Here is a 19388-nt window from a genome sequence, read left to right as displayed (position 1 = left end):
CGGGAGGCACCGACGGGTGCGGCGAGGAGGTGTCCGGTGTCAGCGGGTGGGCCCCGTCGAGGGCGGCGGGACAACGGGCTCGACGCGGCCGAGTACGCGGTCGCGGGCGACGTCGATCCGCGCGTCGGCGAGCACCTGCTCGACGTGCTGGCCGCCGGCGGGATCGCCGCGTACCTCCAGCCGTCCGCCGACCTGAACCCGGTCACCCGCACCACCACCGTGCCGTCCCGCCCGGTCGACCGGCTCTACGTCGACCGCTCGCACCTGACCACCGCCCGGGACTACCTCACCCAGCTCGCCGACGATGGCGCGCCCGAGCCGGCCCGGGACGACGAGCCCGACATCGAGGCCGAGTGGGCGAAGATCGTCGCCGGCTTCCACACCGCCCCGGCCGCCGGGAGCCACCCGTGGCCCGCCGCCGAGGACGTCGACGACCCGGTCGACCCGACCGGCCCCACCGGCAGCACCGGCACCCGCGCGGAGGAGCCGGCCGGCCCGACCGCCACCGACGTGCGCCGCCTGCCGTACGCGGCGGACGTCTCCGGGGTCTCGCTCGGCCGCAACCGACAGGACGAGCCGTCGCTGCTGGACGGGCTGGACACCTTCGGCGCCGACCTGCCGGACGACGAGGAGGAGCACTACACCCCGCCGCCCCCGCCGCCGCTGCCGCGCTTCTCCAAGTACGCCGTGGTCGGCGTGCTCTGCATCGTGGTCGGGTTCGTGCTCTTCCTCTCCCCCACCGTGCTGCCGGTGACCGACCCGTCGGTGGTGACGCTGCTCGGCTTCACCGGCATCCTGGCCGGGTTCGTGATGCTGATCTGGCGGCTGCGCCCCGGCGACTCCGACGAGCACGACCCGGACGACGGCGCGGTCGTCTGACCGGCGCCGCCCGGATGGCGGGACGGCCGCCGCCCCCGCGCGGTCGCGTAACAGGGGTGTAACTTACGGTCAGTAGTAATATCGCTGTACGTCACTTCCCGCACCGGCTGCCCGGTTTGTCCCCTCGCGCCGGACGGCCGCTCCCCAGCTGATCGGAATGCCCGAGATGCGACAGAGTCCCCTCGTGGTGGTGGCCAACCGCCTCCCCATCGACGACAGTGTGGCGCCGGACGGCGCCTGCGAGTGGCGGCGCAGCCCCGGCGGCCTGGTGAGCGCCCTGCACCCCCTGCTCCGGCACACCCCGGCCACCTGGGTCGGCTGGGCCGGCGGCACCGGCCCCGCACCGCACCTGCCCGACGTGGACGGCGTGCGGATGCACACCGTGCCGCTGACCGGCGACGACCTGCGCGACCACTACGAGGGGTTCGCCAACGCGACCCTCTGGCCGCTCTACCACGACGCCGTCGAGCAGCCCGTGTACCACCGCCGCTGGTGGGAGGCGTACCAGCGGGTCAACCAGCGGTTCGCCGAGGCCGCCGCCGAGGTGGTTGAGCCGGGCGGCCTGGTCTGGGTGCAGGACTACCACCTCCAGCTGGTGCCGGGGCTGCTCCGCCAGCTCCGCCCCGACCTGCGGATCGGCTTCTTCCTGCACGTGCCGTTCCCGCCGCCGGAGCTGTTCATGCAGCTCCCCCGCCGGGCCGAGCTGCTCCGCGGGATGCTCGGCGCCGACCTGATCGGTTTCCAGCGGGCCCAGGCCGCGCACAACTTCGCCCAGCTGGTGACCAAGGTGCTGGAGCTGCCCGCCACCGACCGGCGGATCGGGGTCGGCGACCGGGTGGTCCGGATCGGCGCCTTCCCGGTCTCCATCGACACCGCCGAGATGGCCGCGCTCGCCGCCCGGCCCGAGGTCGCCGACCGGGCCCGCCGGCTCCGCCAGGACCTCGGCAACCCCGAGCGCGTCATCCTCAGCGTCGACCGGATGGACTACACCAAGGGCATCGAGCAGCGGCTCAAGGCGTACCGCGAGTTGCTGATCAGCGGGGACGTCAAGGTCCGGGACACCGTGCTGATCCAGGTGGCGGTGCCCAGCCGGGAACGGGTCGCCCAGTACCAGGTCCTCCGGGACCGGGTGGAACACCAGGTCGGCCGGATCAACGGCGAGTTCGGCCGGGTCGGCGAGCCGGCCATCCACTACCTCACCCAGCAGTTCGACCGGGCCGAGCTGGTCGCCCTCTACCGGGTCGCCGACGTGATGGCGGTGACCCCGCTGCGGGACGGGATGAACCTGGTCGCCAAGGAGTACGTGGCCGCCCGGGTGGACGACACCGGGGCGCTGCTGCTCAGCGAGTTCGCCGGGGCGGCCGCCGAACTGCCCCAGGCGTACCTGGTGAACCCGCACGACCTGGAGGGGCTCAAGCAGGCGCTGCTCGCGGCGCTGCGGGCCACCCCGGCGGACGTCGCCCCCCGGATGCGGGCGATGCGGGAGCACCTGCGCCGCAACGACATCCACGCCTGGGCGGGGTCCTACCTGAGCGCACTGGAGGAGAGCGGCTCCCTGCTCGGCCGACGCGCCACGACCGGCTGACGCGGCGCTCAGCCGAGCGCCGGCGCCGGGTCCTTCTCCAGCCAGTCCAGGATCGCGTCGATCGGCTCCTGCCAGCGGGCGTCGAGCATCAGGTCGTGGCCCATGCCCGGGAAGAGCAGCGGGGCCGAGGCGTACCGGCGGGCGGCCCGGGTCAGCGCGGCCGGCGACACGACCCGGTCGTCCGGGCTGCCCAGCACCAGCACCGGCGGGCCACCCACCGCCGGCTCCGGCTCCCGGCCGGTGAGCAGCTGCCACTGCGCCCGACGGCTGGCCCGGCCCAGCCGGGAGACGTGCCGGCGGGCCTCGGCGTCGGGCAGCTCCCGGCTGAACAGCTGCCGGCGGCTGAGCCGCAGGCCGGCGCCGAAGATCGCCGGCAGGGTGCCGAGCGGATTGCGCCGCAGCGCGGTGCCGAACGTCCCCCAGCCGCCGAGCACCGGCGCCACCAGCACCGCCGCCCGGGCCGGGTAGCGGGCCAGGGCGTGCGCCACCACCCGGGCGCCGGCGCCGTGCCCCACCAGCACCGCCTGCCGCGGCAGCCCCGCCGCCACCTGGACCACGTCATGGGTGTACGCCCGCAGCGTCGCGTCCGGCGCCGGCTCGCTGCCGCCGTGCCCGCGCAGGCTCAGCGCGTACGCGGGGAAGCCGCGGGAGGCGGCGTGGTCCAGCCAGTGCTCGGCGAACGCCCACGCCCCGTGCCCGAAGCCGGGCACGAAGAGCAGCGGCGGCTTCGCCTGCTCCAGCTCGGGCACCACGGCCAGCACCTCGCGGCGGGCCGGGCGCTCCGGCCGGGCCCACTCCCACGCCCGGACGACCCGCACCCGCTCCCCGCTCACTGTGCTGCCCTTTCGTTCGCGACTGCGGGGCTCCGCTCCGCTGCACTCCTCGCGCTCACCGTGCCGCCATTCCGTCCGTGGGACGCGCCTCGTTCACTTGCCCTCCAGGTCGTAGAGGGCGCGCTGGAGCGCGCGCAGGTAGTCGGCGTGCCCGACCTCGAACCAGTGCCGGGTGCTGTCCTTGACCTTGGCCGAGTACCGCTCGCCGAGGCCGGCGGCGACCTTGCGACCGAAGGCGGCGGCCCGGTCCGGCCGACTGGTACGCAGGGCGAGCAACCGGGCGAAGAGCACGCTCTGCCAGTGCGAGATGGTGAAGATCCCGGAGTCCGGCTGCACCAGGCCCACCACCGCGAGGGTGGGGTGGCCCGCGGTGAAGGCGTTGAGCCAGAGCCGGGGCCGACCGGAGCCCTCCTCGTCGCCGAGCACCCGCCCCTCGAGGAACTCGAACCGCGGCAGGTAGCCGGTGGCGAAGACGACCAGCTCCGGGTCGATCTGCCGCCCGTCGGTCAGCTCCACCGTGCGGTCGTGGAACCGGGCCACGTCCGGCACCGGCGTGATCCGGCCGTGGCCGACGTAGTAGACGAGCTGGCTGTTGGCGATCGGGTGGGTCTCGTACACCCGGTGGTCGGGCTTCGGCAGGCCGAACCGGGTCAGGTCGCCGACCGTCAGCCGGAGCGTCCAGTGGTAGAGCCACTGCCGGACCCGCAGCGGCACCCGCAGCGCGAGCAGGGTGTCGTTGACCTGGTCGGCGGGGCGGCCGAGGACGTACTTCGGGGCGTACCAGTAGCCGCGGCGGGTGGAGTGCCAGCAGCGGGACGCCTGCTGGGCCGCCTCGACCGCGATGTCGCAGCCGGTGTTGCCGGCGCCGACGACCAGCACCCGCTTGCCGCGCAGCTGCGCCGGGTCCTTGTAGGACGAGGCGTGCATGACCTCGCCCCGGAACTGCTCCAGCCCCTCGTACCGGGGCAGCTTCGGCGACCAGTTGTGCCCGTTGGCCAGCACCACGGCCGCGTACCGGGAGGTGCGCTCCGGGCCGTACCCGCCGGTGCTGCGGGTGGTGACGTCCCAGCGGTCGCCCTCGACCGGCTCCACCCGGACCACCTCGGTGCCGAACCAGATGTGCTGGCGCAGGTCGAAGTGGTCGGCGTAGCGCTCGAAGTAGGACAGCAGCTGGGCGTGGTGCGGGTAGTCCGGCCAGTCGTCCGGCATCGGGAAGTCGGGGAACTGGGTGAACGGCCGGGACGAGATCAGGTGGGTGCTGGCGTACACCGGGCTGCGGTCGTGCCGCCAGTTCCAGGCGCCGCCGACGCCGGTCTCCCGCTCGTAGCAGTCGACCCCGAAGCCGTGCTCGCGAAGGTTCTTCACGGCGGTGAGGCCGCTGGCCCCGGCCCCGATGACGCAGACGGTGTCGCCCCGATCGGAGACCGGGCGGCCGTCCCGGGTCAGGGCGACCGTCGTGTCCGGATCGGGGCGGCCGAGGTCGGTGGAGGAGGACACCGGGGACATCTCCTTTGTGCGGCACGCGTGCCGGGTCGGTGCGAAATCCTGCCGAGAACGCCCGCCGTTGTCCAGCCCCACCGGGGCGTGGCGGACGGTGACTCAGCCGGCGGCGGGGAGCAGCAGGTCGACCAGGACCGGGAAGTGGTCGCTGGCCCGGCGGGTCCGCGGGGTGTCGACCACGTCGTAGTCCACGACGGTGATCCGGGGGTCCACGAACAGGGCGTCGATGCGCCGGTGCGGGTTGGCGCACGAGTAGGTGTGCCGGTCCGCCCGGTCGGCGGCGACCGCGGCGTCGGTGAGTCCCGCCGCGACGGTCCGCCACGCCGCCCCGTCCGGCCCCTCGTTGAGGTCGGCCCCGGCGATCACCGGCACCGTCGCGGCGGCCAGTTCCCGCTTGAACGCCGCCGCCTGGGCCGGTCGCTCCGCCGGGTCGGTGGAGAGGTGGGAGCCGGCCAGCAGGAACCGGCTCCCACCCACCAGGCACTCGGCGTACGCGGCGCCCCGCAGGTGCCGTCCGGGGGTCAGCGGGTAGCGCTGGCAGCGGGTGTCCCGCACCCGCACCCGCAGGCTGGTGAGCAGCAGGTTGCCCAGCGACGGCAGGCCGCCGGCGGCCACCACCAGGCCGAACGAGTCGGCCAGCGAGGCGCACTTCTGCCGCCACCGGAACCGCCGCGGCCCCTCCTGGACGATCACCACGTCGGGCTCGGCGGCGCGGACCACCTCGGCCAGCGCGGCCGTGTCGTCGCGCTGGCTGTGGATGTTGTACGACACCACCCGCAGCGGCACCCCGGCGCCGGCGGCTCCGGCCGCGCTCACAGGCGCCGGGCGAGGTCGGCGGCGCCGATGACCCCGGCGCTGTTGCCCAGCTCCGCGGGGCGGATCTCGGCCACCGGGAGCCGGCTGCGCTGGGCGAGGGCCTCCCGGTACGACCGGCGGGCCGGGCCCATCAGCAGCTCACCGGCGTCGATCACCCCACCGCCGACGACCAGCACCTGCGGGTCGAGGATCTGCGCCATGTCCGCCATGCTGGTGCCGAGCCAGCGGCCGACCTGGGCGAACGCCTCCGCGGAGACGGGGTCCCCGCCCTTCGCCGCGGCGGTCACCATCGGTCCGGTGATCGCCTCGGCCTCGCCGCCGGCCAGCTCCAGCAGGGCGGTGGCCCGGTGCGGCTCCTGGCGGGCGGCGGCGCGGGCGAAGCGGACCAGGGCGCTGCCGCTGGCGTACTGCTCGATGCAGCCCAGCCGGCCGCAACCGCACTGGTGGCCGTCCGGGACGGTGAGCATGTGCCCCAGCTCGGCCGCGATGCCGTTGGCCCCGCGGAGCAGTTCCCCGCCGAGCACGATGCCCCCGCCGACGCCGGTGCCGATGGTGAACATGACCATCGAGTCGTCGGCGGCCCGGGCCGCGCCGTAGCGGAACTCCGCCCAGGCGGCCACGTTCGCGTCGTTCTCCACGATCACCGGCAGGCCGGTGGCGTTGCTGACGTACTCGCGCAGCGGCTCGTCCCGCCAGGCCAGGTTCGGGGCGAAGAGGACGGTGGAGCGGGTAGCGTCGATCCAGCCGGCCGCGCCGATGCCGACCCCCACGACGGTACGGCCGGTGGCCAGCTCGGTGACCAGCTCGATGATGACGTCGCGGGTCTTGGCCACGTCGTCGGCGGGGGTGTCCCGTCGCGTCTGCACGAGAACCTTGCCGGTGTCGTCCACGACACCGCCGGCCACCTTCGTGCCACCGACGTCGACTCCGATGGTCAGCGTCACCGCTGCCAACTCCCCTCTGCTGTGCTGCCCGGCACCGGCCGAACCGGCCGTGCGCTGCCGGGATGACCGGTGGTCAGGCCTCGTCGCCTGGTGCGTCCCCGCCCACTTCGCCGGAGACCCGCGAGGCGGGCACCACGGGACGGGCAGCCGGCGGCCGGGTCGTCACCGGCGCAGCCGGCCCGGCGGCATCGGCGGGCTGCGACGACTCCGGCTCGGCGCGTCTGTCGCCACGCCACGACCTGGAGCCGTCGGCGGCACCCGGATCGGTCGCGCCCTCCCCCCGGGTGGCGGCGGACCACACGTCCTGCTCGGGTGCCGGCTGAGAATCATGCCCGGTACGGGTCGCCTCGCGCCACACGTGGTCTCCGGTCGGGTTCCCGGCGTCCGCCCCGTCGGAGCCGCCGGTGCTCGCACCGGCCGGCGCGGCGGGCTCGGTCGGGGCGAACGCGCGCAGCAGGCTGGCCACCCCGGCGGCCAGATCGCCGGCGCCGGTGGCGAGTCGCTCGGCGAATTCCGGACTCGGATCCCGCAACGCCGCGATACCGCGACAGACCGGGCAGACACAGCATTCCGGCGATCCGGTGGCGAAACCCGCGCCGGTCGCGGCGCCGCCGCCAGCGGCGGTCCCCCGGCCGCCGGCACCGTCCCCGCCGGGGGTGTGACCGAGGACACCCGACAGGATCCCACCGAGCGGACCCCAGGGCCCCGCCCCGGGCGACGCGGCGGCCAGCCGGGCGCTGGCCAGCAGCATGGCGACGAGGCGCTCGGCCTCTTCCCGGGCCGAACCCGGATCAGTGGTGCCCATGGGTCGGCTCCTCTACCGTGACGACCGGTTCGACGGTCGGGTCAGTGGGCCGCACCGGATGCTTCTACCCGGCGCTTGAGCTGCTTCAACGCCGCATCCATGATCATTTTCTCGGCCTTGCGGCGAAACATGCCGAGCATGCCCACGGAGAGCTCCACCTCGAGGGTGTAGGTCACCGTGGTGGTCCCGTCCGCGTTGCCCTCCAGGTCGTACGACCCGCGCTGGGACTTCTGCATCTTCGAGGGCGCCACCAGGTGCCACTCGATCCGGGAGATGTCCTCGGCGTACTCGTAGGCCAGCACGTACTCGTCGGCCATCACGCCGGCGTCGATGGCGAACCGGACCTGGCTGGCGTAGCCGTCCTCGTACTCCTCGATCACCTCCGCCTGCCGCACCGCGTCGGCCCACTCCGGATAGCGGGGGAAGTCGCAGATGACGGCCGCCACCCGGTCCGGTGACGCGGCGATGATGATCGACTGGGTGGAGGAGTCCGCCATGGGGGGAGGCTACCCGGCGCCCGCCACCGCCGCGTGGCTCCCACCCCGCCCGGTCGCCGCGGAACCCCGGCGGTCACCGCGGGGTTTCCGGCGTGTCCCACCAACCGGGCGGGCAACCTCCCTGGCTCACCCCACCGAACCAGCGGGTAGGTTTCGACAGAGCCGACCCACGGCCGGCCCGGCCAGTGCGAGCCCGAGGGAGTGCAGGTGCGCGAGTTCTCCGTCCCGCCGATCGTCACCGTCGGCGACGCGGCCAACCTGACCGACCCGGTCTGGGACAACGCCGAGGTCGCCCCCGACACCGTGCAGTTCGCCCGGCGCACCGGCGACGGCGGCTGGTCCGACGTCACCTGCCGGCAGTTCCGCGACGAGGTGGTCGCGGTGGCCCGCGGCCTGGTCGCGGCCGGCATCTCCCCCGGCGACCGGGTCGCCCTGATGAGCCGCACCCGCTACGAGTGGACGCTGCTCGACTACGCCATCTGGGCCGCCGGCGCGGTCACCGTGCCGATCTACGAGACCTCCAGCGCCGAGCAGGCGGCCTGGATCCTCGCCGACTCCGGCGCGGTCGCCGCCGTGGTGGAGACCACCGGGCACGCCGCCCTGGTCGCCGGGGTACGCGACCGGCTGCCCGAGCTGCGCGAGGTGTGGCAGATCGAGCTCGGCGCGGTGGACCAGCTGGTCGCCGCCGGCGAGTCGGTCGACCCGGCCGACGTCGAGGTACGGCGCAGCTCGCTGCACGCCGACGACATCGCCACCATCATCTACACCAGTGGCACCACCGGCCGCCCCAAGGGCTGCGTGCTCACCCACCGCAACATGTACGCCGACATCGCCAACGCGGTGCCGGTGCTGCCGAACCTGTTCCGCCCGGGCGCGTCCACCCTGCTCTTCCTGCCGCTCGCGCACGCCTTCGCCCGGCTCATCCAGATCGGCGTGGTGCAGGCCCGGGCCACCATGGCGCACTGCGCGGACACCAAGAACCTGGTCGCCGAGCTCCAGGACTTCAAGCCCACCTTCGTGCTCTCCGTGCCCCGGGTCTTCGAGAAGGTCTACAACGGTGCCCGGCAGAAGGCCGAGGCGGAGGGCAAGGGCGGGATCTTCGACCGGGCCGAGAAGGTCGCGATCGCGTACAGCGAGGCGCTGGAGACCCCCGCCGGGCCCGGCCTGGTGCTGCGCGCCCAGCACGCGCTCTTCGACAAGCTGGTCTACGGCAAGCTGCGGGCCGCGATGGGCGGCCGGTGCCGGGACGCGATCTCCGGCGGCGCCCCGCTCGGCGCGCGGCTCGGGCACTTCTTCCGGGGCGTCGGGGTGACCATCTGCGAGGGCTACGGCCTCACCGAGACCTCCCCCGCCGCCGCCGCGAACCTGCCCGGCCACACCCGGGTCGGCACGGTGGGCCGCCCGCTGCCCGGGGTCACCATCCGGATCGCGGACGACGGCGAGATCCTGATCTCCGGCGAGATCGTCTTCGGGCGCTACTGGCACAACGAGGCGGCCACCGCCGAGGCGCTCGCCGACGGCTGGTTCCGCACCGGTGACCTCGGCCGGCTCGACCCGGACGGCTACCTGAGCATCACCGGCCGGAAGAAGGAGATCATCGTGACCGCCGGCGGCAAGAACGTCGCGCCGGCGGTGCTGGAGGACCAGGTCCGGGCCCACCCGCTGGTCAGCCAGTGCCTGGTGGTCGGCGACCGGCAGCCGTTCATCGCGGCCCTGGTCACCATCGACGAGGAGGCGCTGCCGAAGTGGCTGGCCGCGCACGGCAGGCCGGCCGGCACCCCCGTCGCCGACCTGCGTGACGACGAGACGCTGCGGACCGAGATCCAGGCCGCGATCGACCAGGCCAACCGGTCGGTCTCCAAGGCCGAGGCGATCAAGGTGTTCCGGATCCTGCCGCAGGACTTCACCGAGGCCACCGGCGAGCTGACCCCCTCGCTGAAGGTCAAGCGGCAGGTCGTGCACAAGACGTACGCGGCGGAGATCGCCGACATCTACCGGGGCTGACTACCATCCGTCACGTGCCCGCCTCCACAACCAGCCAGCCGCAGACCCAGCCGCTCGCCGCTGCCGCGCGCCTGGTCCTCCTCGCGCTGGTCGCCGCCCTGACCTTGTTCGCCACCGGCGAGCCGGCCCAGCTCTGGTGGATCGCCCTGCTGGGCGTCGCCGGGCTGCCGGCCGTGCTGGCCCCGCAGCACCGGCTGCTCGGGCTGCTCAGCCGCTTCGCCGAGGTGGTGGTCCTCGGGCTGGCCGCCAGCCAGGTCGCCGCCGACACCCACCTGACCGGGGTGACCGGCGGGCTGGGCGCCTCGGCGGTGCTGCCGTACCTGGCCGTGCCGGTGACCGTGACGGCGCTGCGCCGCAAGTACCGCGAGGGGGCCGCGCTGCTGGCGGTGGCGGCGGCCACCCTGCTGGTCAGCGCGGCCTTCACCGAGGTCGACGGCGGACGGCAGCTCGGCCAGCTCGGCTACCTGGCGGTCTGCGCGCAGTGGTTGATCCTGGCCGGCCTCGGCCTCTTCACCGCCGGCACGTTCCAGCGGGTGGTGCGGGTGCGCGGGGAGGGCAAGCCCCAGCCGTACGCGGAGGCCACCCGGCTGCTCACCCAGCTGCGCACGGTCGCCCGCCAGCTGCCCGGCGCCACCCTGGACCCGGGCGGTATCTCGGAACACCTGCTGGAGGAGCTGCGGGCGGTGGCGAAGACCGACCGGGGCGCGGTGCTGTCCGCCTCCGGCGGCGGCCGGCTGGTGGTGCTCGCCCAGATCGGCGTGGACCGGGTGGACTGGGAGACCACGCTCGACGCGGACTCGGCCATCGCCGACGCCTGGGCCAGCCAGCAGCCGCAGACCTCGACCCGCTCGCAGGCCCGCTCGCAGCACTCCGGTGAGGTGTCGTCGCTGATCGTGCCGCTGGTCGCCGGGGTACGGACGGTCGGCCTGGTGGTGATCGAGGCGGACACCCCGCACGCGTACCCGCCGCCGGTGATGTCCCGGGTGACCGCGCTGACCGGGCCGGCGGCGCTGCGGCTGGAGGCCGCCCTGCTCTTCGACGAGGTGCGGTCGCTGGCCACCAACGAGGAGCGGCAGCGGCTGGCCCGGGAGATCCACGACGGGGTCGCCCAGGAGCTGGTGATGGTCGGGTACGGCATCGACAACGCCCTGGCCACCGTGCACGACGACGCCGAGGAGACCGCCGACTCGCTGCGCACCCTGCGCCAGGAGGTCACCCGGGTGATCACCGAGCTGCGGCTCAGCCTGTTCGAGCTGCGCAGCGAGGTGGACCGGCACGGCGGCCTGGCCGCCGCGATCGCCGAGTACGCGCGCACCGTCGGCGCGTCCGGCGGGCTGCGGGTGCACCTGTCCCTGGACGAGTCCACCGCCCGGCTGCCCGCCGCCACCGAGGCGGAGCTGCTGCGCATCGCCCAGGAGGCGGTCACCAACGCGCGCAAGCACGCCGGGGCGGCTAATCTGTGGGTCACCTGTGAGGTGGACCCGCCGTACGCGCAGATCGAAGTGTCGGATGACGGTCACGGCATCGGTGACCAGCGCCCGGACGGGCACTATGGTCTTGCGATCATGGCGGAGAGGGCGGAACGTATCCGGGGCCGGTTGGAGATCAGGCCGCGGCAACCCAGCGGCACGACCGTGGCGGTGGTACTCGGCTCCTCACCCCGGCGCGATAAGGTGCGCGGCAGTGCCGCGGCAGCAGAAGGGGAGTAACCCGAGGATGACCACTAGTCCGACACCGGCCACCCGTACCAAGGTTCTCCTTGTCGACGATCACGACCTGATCCGCAAGGGGCTGCGGCACGCCTTCGAGCGGGACCGGCAGTTCGAGGTCGTGGGCGAGGCCGCCACGGCCGCGGAGGGCGTCCGCCAGGCCGGCGCGCTGCAGCCGGACGTGGTGATCATGGACCTGCGGCTGCCCGACGGCAGTGGCCTGGAGGCCACCCGCGCCCTGCGCAAGTCCAGCGCGTCGATGGGCATCGTCGTGCTCACCATGTACGCCGGCGACGACCAGCTCTTCGGTGCCCTCGAGGCGGGGGCGAGCGCGTTCGTGCCGAAGACCGCCCCGGCCGACGAGGTGGTGGCCGCCGCCCGGCACGCCGCCTCCTCGCCCAGCGCGTTCACCGCGGCCGACCTGGCCGAGGCGATGAAGCGCCGGCTGGCCCCGTCCGGCCCGCAGCTCTCCCCGCGCGAGGGCCAGGTGCTGCGGCTGCTCGCCGACGGCATGAGCGTCGCCGGCATCGCCAAGCAGCTGTTCGTCAGCGAGTCGACGGCCAAGACGCACATCTCGAAGCTCTACGAGAAGCTGGGCGCGGCCAACCGCGCCCAGGCCCTGATGACCGCGCTGCGGCTGGGCCTGCTCGAGGCCCCCGACGCCCCCAAGTTCTGACGGCGTACGCGACAGGCCCGCGTCCGGGACCGGACGCGGGCCTTCTGGCGACGTTCCGGGCCGGGCCGACCGCGTACGGTGAGCGGCCGACCGCGCAGTGACGGTGGTCTTTGCACCGCGAGGACGGGCGGGCAGAATACCCGGGTGACCGCGCGAGCGTGATCCCGCGCGTCGTTGACACAAAGGGGCAGGGGCATGCAGCGACCGGACTGGGCACCTGACACGATCGACATCGAGCGCCCCAGCGTCGCCCGCATGTACGACTACTACCTCGGCGGCTCGCACAACTTCGCGGCCGACCGGGCGGCCGCCCGGGCCATGGTGGAGGCGGTGCCCGAGGCCCCGCTGATGGCCCAGGCCAACCGGGCCTTCCTGCGCCGGGCGGTGCAGTTCCTCGCCGAGGCGGGGGTACGCCAGTTCCTCGACATCGGCTCCGGCATCCCGACCGTGGGCAACGTGCACGAGATCGCCCAGCGGATCGACCCGGAGTGCCGGGTGGTCTACGTCGATGTCGACCCGGTCGCCGTCGCGCACAGCCGGGAGATCCTGGCCGGCAACGACCGGGCCACGGTGATCCAGGAGGACCTGCGCCGGCCGGCGGCCATCCTCCAGCATCCCGAGGTCACCAAGCTGCTGGACCTCTCCCAGCCGGTGGCCGTGATGATCGTGGCGGTGCTGCACTTCATCCCGGACACCGACCGGCCGGACGAGATCCTGCGTACTCTGCGGACGGCGCTGGCGCCCGGCAGCTACCTGGTGCTGTCGCAGGCCAGCGACGACGGCCGCGGCGAGACGGGCGAGCGGGCGGAGGCCGAGCGGGTCTACCGCCGGACCGACAGCCAGCTGTGGATCCGCAGCCGGGCCGAGCTGACCGCGCTCTTCGCCGGCTTCGAGCTGGTCGAGCCGGGCGTGGTCTGGGTGCCGCAGTGGCGGCCGGAGTCCCCGGAGCAGGCGGAGGACGCCGCGAAGGCGGTCTTCATCGGCGGCGTCGGGCGGCTCGGTGGGTGAGCCGGCCGGCGCGGTCCGCTCCTGCCCGAGCACCTTCGCCCGGGCCTGGGCCAAGGCGGTCTCGGGGACCAGCTACCTGCCGATGACGCAGGCGCAGTTGGAGGCGCTGCTCCAGCGGCTCACCGAGCGGCTGGCGGTGGCGATCCAGTCGGAGCCGTTCGACCTGCGGATCGGGCAGCAGGTCGGCGCGGAGCTGGTGCAGGCGCACATCGCCTCCGCCGAAGGACTGGGCCGCACCATCGAGGTGATCCAGCTCCGCCTGGTCCGCGACCTCGGCCTGCTCGCCGAGGACGTGGAGGACCGGATGGCCCGGCTGCTCGCCACCGTGGCCACCGGGTACGCCCGCGCCCTGCGGGACCGCACCCTGGACGAGCAGGAGTCCATCCGGCGAGCCGCGATGATGGCCCGGGCGCAGGCCGAACGGGCGCTGCGGGAGAGCGAGGCCCGCTTCCGGCACCAGGCCACCCACGACCCGCTGACCGACCTGCCCAACCGCACCCTGTTCACCGAGCGGCTCGCCGCGGCCATCGACGCGGCCGACCGGGTCGGGGTCTGCTTCCTCGACCTGGACCGGTTCAAGGTGGTGAACGACAGCCTCGGCCACCAGATCGGTGACCTGCTGCTGGTCTCCGTGGCGCAGCGGCTGCGCCGGGCGCTCGGCGAGCACCTGGTGGCCCGGCTCGGCGGCGACGAGTTCGTCATCCTGGTCGAGCGCACCGCCTGCACCGACGACGTGGTCGAGGTCGCCGAGCGGGCGCTCGCCGCGGTCAGCGAGCCGGCCCTGGTCGAGGGACACGAGCTGACCGTCTCGGCCAGCATCGGCATCGTGGAGCGGCCGGCGGCCGGCACCTCGCCGATGGAGCTGATGCGGGCCGCCGACAGCACCCTGCACTGGGCCAAGGCGGCCGGCGGGGCCCGCTGGTCGGTCTTCGACGCCGACCGCAACCGCCGGGAGCTGGCCCGGTACGCCCTCTCCGCGGCCATCCCGGCCGCCCTGGACCGGGGCGAGTTCTACCTCGACTACCAGCCGCTCACCTCGCTGCGGGACGGCCGGGTGCTCGGCATGGAGGCGCTGGTCCGCTGGCGCCACCCGGAGCTGGGCGTGCTCCGGCCGGACAGCTTCATCGGGCTCGCCGAGGAGACCGGGCTGATCGTCCGGCTGGGCGCCTGGGTGCTGGCCGAGGCGTGCCGGGAGGCGCGGCGGTGGACCGACCCGTCCGGCGACCCCCCGTTCGTCAGCGTGAACCTGGCGGTGCAGCAGGTTCGCCGGCCGGGGCTGGTGGACGAGGTGCGCGAGCTGCTGCGGCGCACCGGCCTGCCACCCGGGCGGCTCCAGCTGGAGATCACCGAGAGCACCATGATGAGCACCGCCGAGGAGCCGGTACGCGCGCTGCGCGTCCTCGCCGACCTTGGCGTCCGGATCGCCATCGACGACTTCGGCACCGGCTACTGCAACCTGGCGTACCTGCGCGGGCTGCCGGTGACCGAGCTGAAGGTGGCCGGCGAGTTCGTGACCGGGCTGCGCGACCCGGCCAGCCGCACCGACGAGCAGATCCTCGCCGCGCTGGTGTCACTGGCCCACGCGCTGAAGGTGACGGTGACCGCCGAGGGCGTGGAGACCGCCGAGCAGGCCGAGCGGCTGCGGGCGATCGGCTGCGACGCGGCGCAGGGCTGGCACTTCGGCCGGCCCGGGCCGGCGGCGCAGCACCTCGGCCGCTCCCCCGCCCTCTCCGGCACCACGGTCTGACCGGCCGCCCGGCCAGTCAGGCCCGGGCCCGCGGCCGGCGGCCGTCCTCCCCGTCCAGGTACGCCAGCACCGCCAGCACCCGCCGGTTGTCGTCGTTGGACGGCGGCAGCCGCAGCTTGCTGAAGATGTTGTTGATGTGCTTGCTGACCGCCTTCTCGGTGACGAAGAGCCGGGCGGCGATCGCCGCGTTCGACCGGCCCTCGGCCATCAGGCCCAGCACCTCCCGCTCCCGGGCGGTCAGCTCCGCCAGCGGCTCCGTCCCGCCCCGGCTGGCCAGCAGCTGGGCCACCACCTCCGGGTCCATCACCGTGCCGCCGCCGGCCACCCGGCGCACCGCGTCGACGAACTGGTCCACGTGGGACACCCGGTCCTTGAGCAGGTAGCCGACCCCGCCGAGGCGGTCGGAGAGCAGCTCCCGGGCGTACAGCTGCTCGACGTGCTGGGACAGCACGAGGATCGGCAGCCCGGGCAGCTCGGCCCGGGCCCGGATGGCGGCCTGCAGCCCCTCGTCGGTGAAGGTGGGCGGCAGCCGGACGTCGACCACCGCCACGTCCGGGCGGTGCGCGGTCAGCGCGGGCAGCACGGACGGCCCGTTGTCGACGGCGGCGACCACCTCGAAGTCGAACGCCTCCAGGATGCGGATCAGCCCGTCCCGGAGGAGGGCGAGGTCCTCGGCGATGACAACTCGCACGGCAACTCCATGGTGACGACGGTCGGCCCACCGGCCGGACTGGACACCACCATCGTTCCATCGAAGGCCGCGAGGCGGCGTCCGACACCGGCCAGGCCGCTGCCTGCCGCCGGGTCGGCGCCGCCCCGGCCGTCGTCACCGACCACGATGGTCAGTCGCCCGTCGGCGTGGTCGAGCCGGATCCAGGCCCGGGTCGCCGCGCTGTGCTTGGTCACGTTCGCCAGCCCCTCCGCCACCGCGAAGTACGCCGCCGACTCCACCGGCGCCAGCGGGCGGCCCGGCAGGTCGACCGTCACCTCCACCGGCAGCGGCACGGCCAGCGCCAGCGCCCGTACCGCGCCGTCGAGGCCGCGCTCGGCGAGCACCGGCGGGTGGATGCCGCGGACCAGCCCGCGCAGCTCGGCCAGGGCCTGCCCGCTGGTCTCCCGGGCCTCGGCGAGCAGCCGCCGGACCGCCTCCGGGTCCCGCTGCACGAGCTGCTCGGCCAGGCCGATGCTCATGCTCAACGCGACCAGCCGGGCCTGCGCCCCGTCGTGCAGGTCCCGTTCGATTCGGCGCAGCTCCGCCGCCTGGGCGTCCACCGTCTCGGCCCGGGTGACGGTGAGCTGGCGGACCCGCAGCGCCAGCTCGGCGGTCCGGGTCGGCGGCAGGAAGAACCCGGCGAAGGTGACGTGCAGCCAGACCAGCCAGCGGCCGGCGGCGAGCCCGCCGACCAGGATGAGCGCCCCCAGCGGGAAGCAGAGCAACGCCTGGAGGAGGTTGCCGATCGGCCAGAACGGGCCGTAGCCGTACCCGACGTCGAGGGCGTGCAGCACCAGCGGCAGCCCGAGGACACCCTCCAGGCCGTACAGCGGCAGCACGAACGCGGCCAGGCAGACCCCGCCGGTGACCGCGCCGGGCAGCAGCCAGGACAGGTCCCGCCAGGTGGCCGGGTCGGTCACCACCCAGCGGAACCGCCGCCAGGTGCCGAACTGCGCGCCGGCCGGCACCGGCCGGTACGGCGTGGCCAGCTCCACCCCGGACCAGCCGGCGAGCCGGCGGTGCAGCCCGGTGGCCGGGCGTACCAGCGCGGTGGCCACCGGGAACAGCGCGAACCCGACCCCGAAGACCGGGATGAGGGCCAGGGACACCACCGACAGCACGAAGAGCGCCACGTGCGTGGTCAGCGACAGCAGGGCGATCAGCAGCCCCTGCGCGACGGTGACCGCGCCGGGGCGCAGCCACTGGCGGAGCTGTCCGCGTACCGAGCCGTTCACGGGCCCCATTCTCCGGTACCGCCGCCATGGAATCGGTGGTGCTGGCACCACCCGCGGTCGGCGGGGTGGGACCCCTGACCCCGGGCCCGTACGCCCGAAGGATCGGCTGCGATGGCCGCGGGTCCGGCGTCCGGCCGGCGGCGGCTCCCCCGGCCCACCTGACGAAAGGAACTCGGGATGTCCCCGCAACGACTGGCCGGCCTGCCGTCCGGCCGCCGCGGCAAGTACGCGGTCCTCCTGCTCTGGCTGGCGCTGCTCGCGGTCGCCGGTCCGCTCGCGCTGCGGCTCGGCGAGGTGCAGGACAACAGCACGCTCGGCGCGCTGCCGGCGGGCGCCGAGAGCAGCCAGGCCGTACGGCGGGCCGAGGCCGCCTTCCCGGGGTCGCGGCGGCAGCTGGCGATCGCCGTCTACGTCCGCGACGCCGGCCTCACCGCGGCCGACCGGGCCCGGGTCGACGCCGACCGCGCCGCCTTCACCGCGTACGCCGACGGCGGCGTGGTGTCGCCGCCGGTGCCCAGCGGCGACGGCCGGGCCCTGCTGCTGTCCCTCCCGGTCAGCACGGACGACGACCGGCGTGCCGAGGCGGTCGCCGCGCTCAAGGACCGGCTGGCCGACGGCGCGCCACCCGGCCTGCGGACCGCGCTGACCGGCGACGCTGCCGCCGAGCACGACGTCTTCGACGCGTTCGAGGGAATGGACGGGGCGCTGCTGCTGGCGACCGCGGCCACCGTCGCCCTGCTCCTGCTGGTCACCTACCGCAGCCCGGTGCTGTGGCTGATCCCGCTGATCGCGGTCGGGGTCGCCAACCAGCTCGCCGGCGGCGTGGTCTACCTGCTGGCGAAGCACGCCGGGCTGGCCGTCGACTTCCAGAGCCAGACCATCCTCACCGTGCTGGTCTTCGGCGTCGGCGTGGACTACGCCCTGCTGCTCATCGCCCGCTACCGGGAGGAGCTGCGCCGGCACCCGGACCGGCACGCCGCGATGGCGGTGGCGCTGCGCCGCTCGTACGGCGCGGTGTGCGCCTCGGCGGCGACCGTCGCCATCGGACTGCTCTGCCTGCTCGCGGCGGACCTGCCCGCCACCCGCGGCCTGGGCCCGGTCGGCGCGGTCGGCATCGGCGCGGCGCTGCTCGCCATGACCACCCTGCTGCCGGCGGTGCTGGTGCTGTGCGGCCGGTGGCTGTTCTGGCCGTTCGTGCCCCGGTACACCCCCGACGCGGGCCCCCGGGACCGGGCCGCCGACCACGGCGTCTGGCGCCGGATCGCCGGCCTGGTCGCCGCCCGGCCCCGCGCGGTCTGGGTCGGCACCGCCGCCGTCCTGGTCGCGCTGACCTTCGGCATCGGCAACCTCAGCCTCGGCCTGCCCGACGACGAGTCCTTCACCACCGAGGTCGGCTCGGTCACCGGGCAGCGGCTGATCGCGGCCCACTACCCGGGCGGCTCGGCGGCGCCGGCCGAGATCCTGGCCACCGCCGGCTCGGCCGGTCAGGTGGTGGCCGCCGCCCGTGCGGTGCCCGGCGTCGCCGAGGTGGGCGCCCCGGAACCGTCGCCGGACGGCCGGTGGGTCCGCGTCCCGGCGGTCCTCGCCGCCGCCCCGGACAGCGACGCCGCCCGCGACACGGTGACCCGGCTGCGTACCGCGGTGCACGCGGTGCCCGGCGCGCAGGCCCTGGTCGGTGGCCGGACGGCGACCCTGCTGGACGAGCGGCGCACCGTGGACCGGGACGACCGGGTGGTCATCCCGCTGGTGCTCGCCGTCGTCCTGGTGATCCTGGTGCTGCTGCTGCGCTCGCTGGTCGCACCGCTGCTGCTGATGGCGAGCGTGGTGCTGTCGTACGCGGCCGCGATGGGCGCCGCCGGCCTGCTGCTCGACGCGCTGGGCCACCCCGCGCTGTTCGTCGGGGTCCCGTTGCAGGCGTTCCTGTTCCTGGTGGCGCTCGGGGTGGACTACACCATCTTCCTGATGACCCGGGCCCGGGAGGAGGTCGGGCTGATCGGGCACCGGCCGGGCGTGCTGCGCGCGCTGACGGTCACCGGGGGCGTGATCACCAGCGCCGGCGTGGTGCTCGCGGCCACCTTCGGCGCGCTGCTGGTGCTGCCGCTGGTGCCGTCGGTGCAGATGGGGGTCATCGTGGCGGTCGGCATCCTGCTCGACACGCTCCTGGTCCGCAGCCTGCTGATCCCGGCGCTGACCCTGGACCTGGGCACCCGTACCTGGTGGCCGGGCCGGCTGTCCCGCCGGACGGCCCAGCCGGCCCCGCCGCCCGCGCCCGAGCCGGCCCTGGCCCGGACCTGACGGCCGGCGCCGGGCCCGCGAAGAACGCGCTCGATCGTGGATGTAGTGGCCTCGGCGTGCCGTCGAGGCCACTACATCCCGATTGGAGCGTGGTCTTGCCGGCCTCGCCGGCGCGGGCGCGGCCGGCGCGGGCGGGGGCGCGG

At 74.7% G+C, this 19388-nt stretch carries 16 protein-coding genes; 8 read left to right on the top strand and 8 right to left on the bottom strand.

What is annotated here, in order from left to right; translation table 11 throughout:
* Positions 1–36: 36 nt before the first annotated feature.
* Complete coding sequence (locus tag ACGFI9_RS17235; protein WP_393178956.1) at positions 37–879, top strand: DUF308 domain-containing protein; 843 nt, start codon at positions 37–39, stop codon at positions 877–879.
* Positions 880–1045: 166 nt separating this feature from the next.
* Positions 1046–2464: a trehalose-6-phosphate synthase gene (locus ACGFI9_RS17230; RefSeq protein ID WP_393178955.1), complete on the top strand. Its 1419-nt coding sequence runs from the start codon at positions 1046–1048 to the stop codon at positions 2462–2464.
* 8 nt (positions 2465–2472) lie between these two features.
* Here ACGFI9_RS17230 and ACGFI9_RS17225 read toward each other — a convergent pair whose 3' ends face one another.
* From ACGFI9_RS17225 to ACGFI9_RS17200, 6 genes are all read right to left on the bottom strand, one after another.
* A complete protein-coding gene (locus tag ACGFI9_RS17225; RefSeq protein ID WP_393178954.1) occupies positions 2473–3297 on the bottom strand; it encodes an alpha/beta hydrolase in 825 nt (274 codons plus the stop codon).
* Positions 3298–3390: 93 nt separating this feature from the next.
* Positions 3391–4794 carry a flavin-containing monooxygenase gene (locus ACGFI9_RS17220; protein WP_393178953.1) on the bottom strand — a complete coding sequence of 468 codons (1404 nt, stop codon included), beginning with the start codon at positions 4792–4794 and terminating at the stop codon, positions 3391–3393.
* Between the two features lie 102 nt (positions 4795–4896).
* Complete coding sequence (locus ACGFI9_RS17215) at positions 4897–5613, bottom strand: endonuclease/exonuclease/phosphatase family protein (RefSeq protein ID WP_393178952.1); 717 nt, start codon at positions 5611–5613, stop codon at positions 4897–4899.
* Positions 5610–6566, bottom strand: coding sequence for an ROK family glucokinase (locus tag ACGFI9_RS17210; protein ID WP_393178951.1), 957 nt, complete (start codon positions 6564–6566; stop codon positions 5610–5612). The genes ACGFI9_RS17215 and ACGFI9_RS17210 overlap by 4 nt, the downstream gene beginning before the upstream one ends.
* 64 nt (positions 6567–6630) lie before the next feature.
* Positions 6631–7362 (bottom strand): hypothetical protein, encoded by a 732-nt coding sequence (locus ACGFI9_RS17205; protein WP_393178950.1) that lies wholly within the window; start codon positions 7360–7362, stop codon positions 6631–6633.
* Positions 7363–7403: 41 nt separating this feature from the next.
* Entirely contained in the window at positions 7404–7859 is a 456-nt protein-coding gene (locus ACGFI9_RS17200; protein WP_393178949.1) for an SRPBCC family protein, read from the bottom strand.
* 207 nt (positions 7860–8066) lie between these two features.
* Between ACGFI9_RS17200 and ACGFI9_RS17195 the strand changes: the two genes are divergently transcribed.
* From ACGFI9_RS17195 to ACGFI9_RS17175, 5 genes are all read left to right on the top strand, one after another.
* Positions 8067–9863 (top strand): AMP-dependent synthetase/ligase, encoded by a 1797-nt coding sequence (locus ACGFI9_RS17195; RefSeq protein ID WP_393178948.1) that lies wholly within the window; start codon positions 8067–8069, stop codon positions 9861–9863.
* 14 nt (positions 9864–9877) lie between these two features.
* Positions 9878–11572, top strand: coding sequence for a GAF domain-containing sensor histidine kinase (locus ACGFI9_RS17190; RefSeq protein WP_393178947.1), 1695 nt, complete (start codon positions 9878–9880; stop codon positions 11570–11572).
* Between the two features lie 7 nt (positions 11573–11579).
* Complete coding sequence (locus tag ACGFI9_RS17185; protein ID WP_007072219.1) at positions 11580–12248, top strand: response regulator transcription factor; 669 nt, start codon at positions 11580–11582, stop codon at positions 12246–12248.
* A gap of 195 nt (positions 12249–12443) precedes the next feature.
* Positions 12444–13256 carry an SAM-dependent methyltransferase gene (locus tag ACGFI9_RS17180; protein ID WP_393178946.1) on the top strand — a complete coding sequence of 271 codons (813 nt, stop codon included), beginning with the start codon at positions 12444–12446 and terminating at the stop codon, positions 13254–13256.
* 82 nt (positions 13257–13338) lie between these two features.
* Complete coding sequence (locus tag ACGFI9_RS17175; protein ID WP_393179347.1) at positions 13339–15003, top strand: putative bifunctional diguanylate cyclase/phosphodiesterase; 1665 nt, start codon at positions 13339–13341, stop codon at positions 15001–15003.
* A 16-nt stretch (positions 15004–15019) separates the two neighbouring features.
* Here ACGFI9_RS17175 and ACGFI9_RS17170 read toward each other — a convergent pair whose 3' ends face one another.
* Both ACGFI9_RS17170 and ACGFI9_RS17165 read right to left on the bottom strand, forming a co-directional pair.
* Complete coding sequence (locus ACGFI9_RS17170; protein WP_393178945.1) at positions 15020–15694, bottom strand: LuxR C-terminal-related transcriptional regulator; 675 nt, start codon at positions 15692–15694, stop codon at positions 15020–15022.
* Positions 15646–16959 (bottom strand): sensor histidine kinase, encoded by a 1314-nt coding sequence (locus tag ACGFI9_RS17165; protein ID WP_393178944.1) that lies wholly within the window; start codon positions 16957–16959, stop codon positions 15646–15648. Before ACGFI9_RS17165 ends, ACGFI9_RS17170 begins: the two co-directional genes overlap by 49 nt.
* Positions 16960–17127: 168 nt before the next feature.
* On the opposite strand from ACGFI9_RS17165, the gene ACGFI9_RS17160 reads away from it, so the two are divergent.
* On the top strand, positions 17128–19245 hold the full coding sequence (locus ACGFI9_RS17160; protein WP_393178943.1) for an MMPL family transporter: 2118 nt from the start codon (positions 17128–17130) through the stop codon (positions 19243–19245).
* The last annotated feature ends 143 nt before the right edge of the window (positions 19246–19388 follow it).

The sequence above is a fragment of the Micromonospora sp. NPDC048930 genome, from assembly GCF_043197935.1.
GTDB lineage: Bacteria > Actinomycetota > Actinomycetes > Mycobacteriales > Micromonosporaceae > Micromonospora.
The sequence above is the reverse complement of the archived record's forward strand: the minus strand, read 5'-3'. Positions and strand labels throughout refer to the sequence as shown.

Bases quoted from the DNA above. Each gene is read 5' to 3' on its own strand.
- ACGFI9_RS17230 (WP_393178955.1), top strand. From the start codon at position 1,046: ATGCGACAGAGTCCCCTCGTGGTGGTGGCCAACCGCCTCCCCATCGAC.
- ACGFI9_RS17205 (WP_393178950.1), bottom strand. From the start codon at position 7,362: ATGGGCACCACTGATCCGGGTTCGGCCCGGGAAGAGGCCGAGCGCCTC.
- ACGFI9_RS17200 (WP_393178949.1), bottom strand. From the start codon at position 7,859: ATGGCGGACTCCTCCACCCAGTCGATCATCATCGCCGCGTCACCGGAC.
- ACGFI9_RS17185 (WP_007072219.1), top strand. From the start codon at position 11,580: ATGACCACTAGTCCGACACCGGCCACCCGTACCAAGGTTCTCCTTGTC.
- ACGFI9_RS17180 (WP_393178946.1), top strand. From the start codon at position 12,444: ATGCAGCGACCGGACTGGGCACCTGACACGATCGACATCGAGCGCCCC.
- ACGFI9_RS17175 (WP_393179347.1), top strand. From the start codon at position 13,339: ATGACGCAGGCGCAGTTGGAGGCGCTGCTCCAGCGGCTCACCGAGCGG.
- ACGFI9_RS17165 (WP_393178944.1), bottom strand. From the start codon at position 16,959: ATGGGGCCCGTGAACGGCTCGGTACGCGGACAGCTCCGCCAGTGGCTG.
- ACGFI9_RS17160 (WP_393178943.1), top strand. From the start codon at position 17,128: ATGTCCCCGCAACGACTGGCCGGCCTGCCGTCCGGCCGCCGCGGCAAG.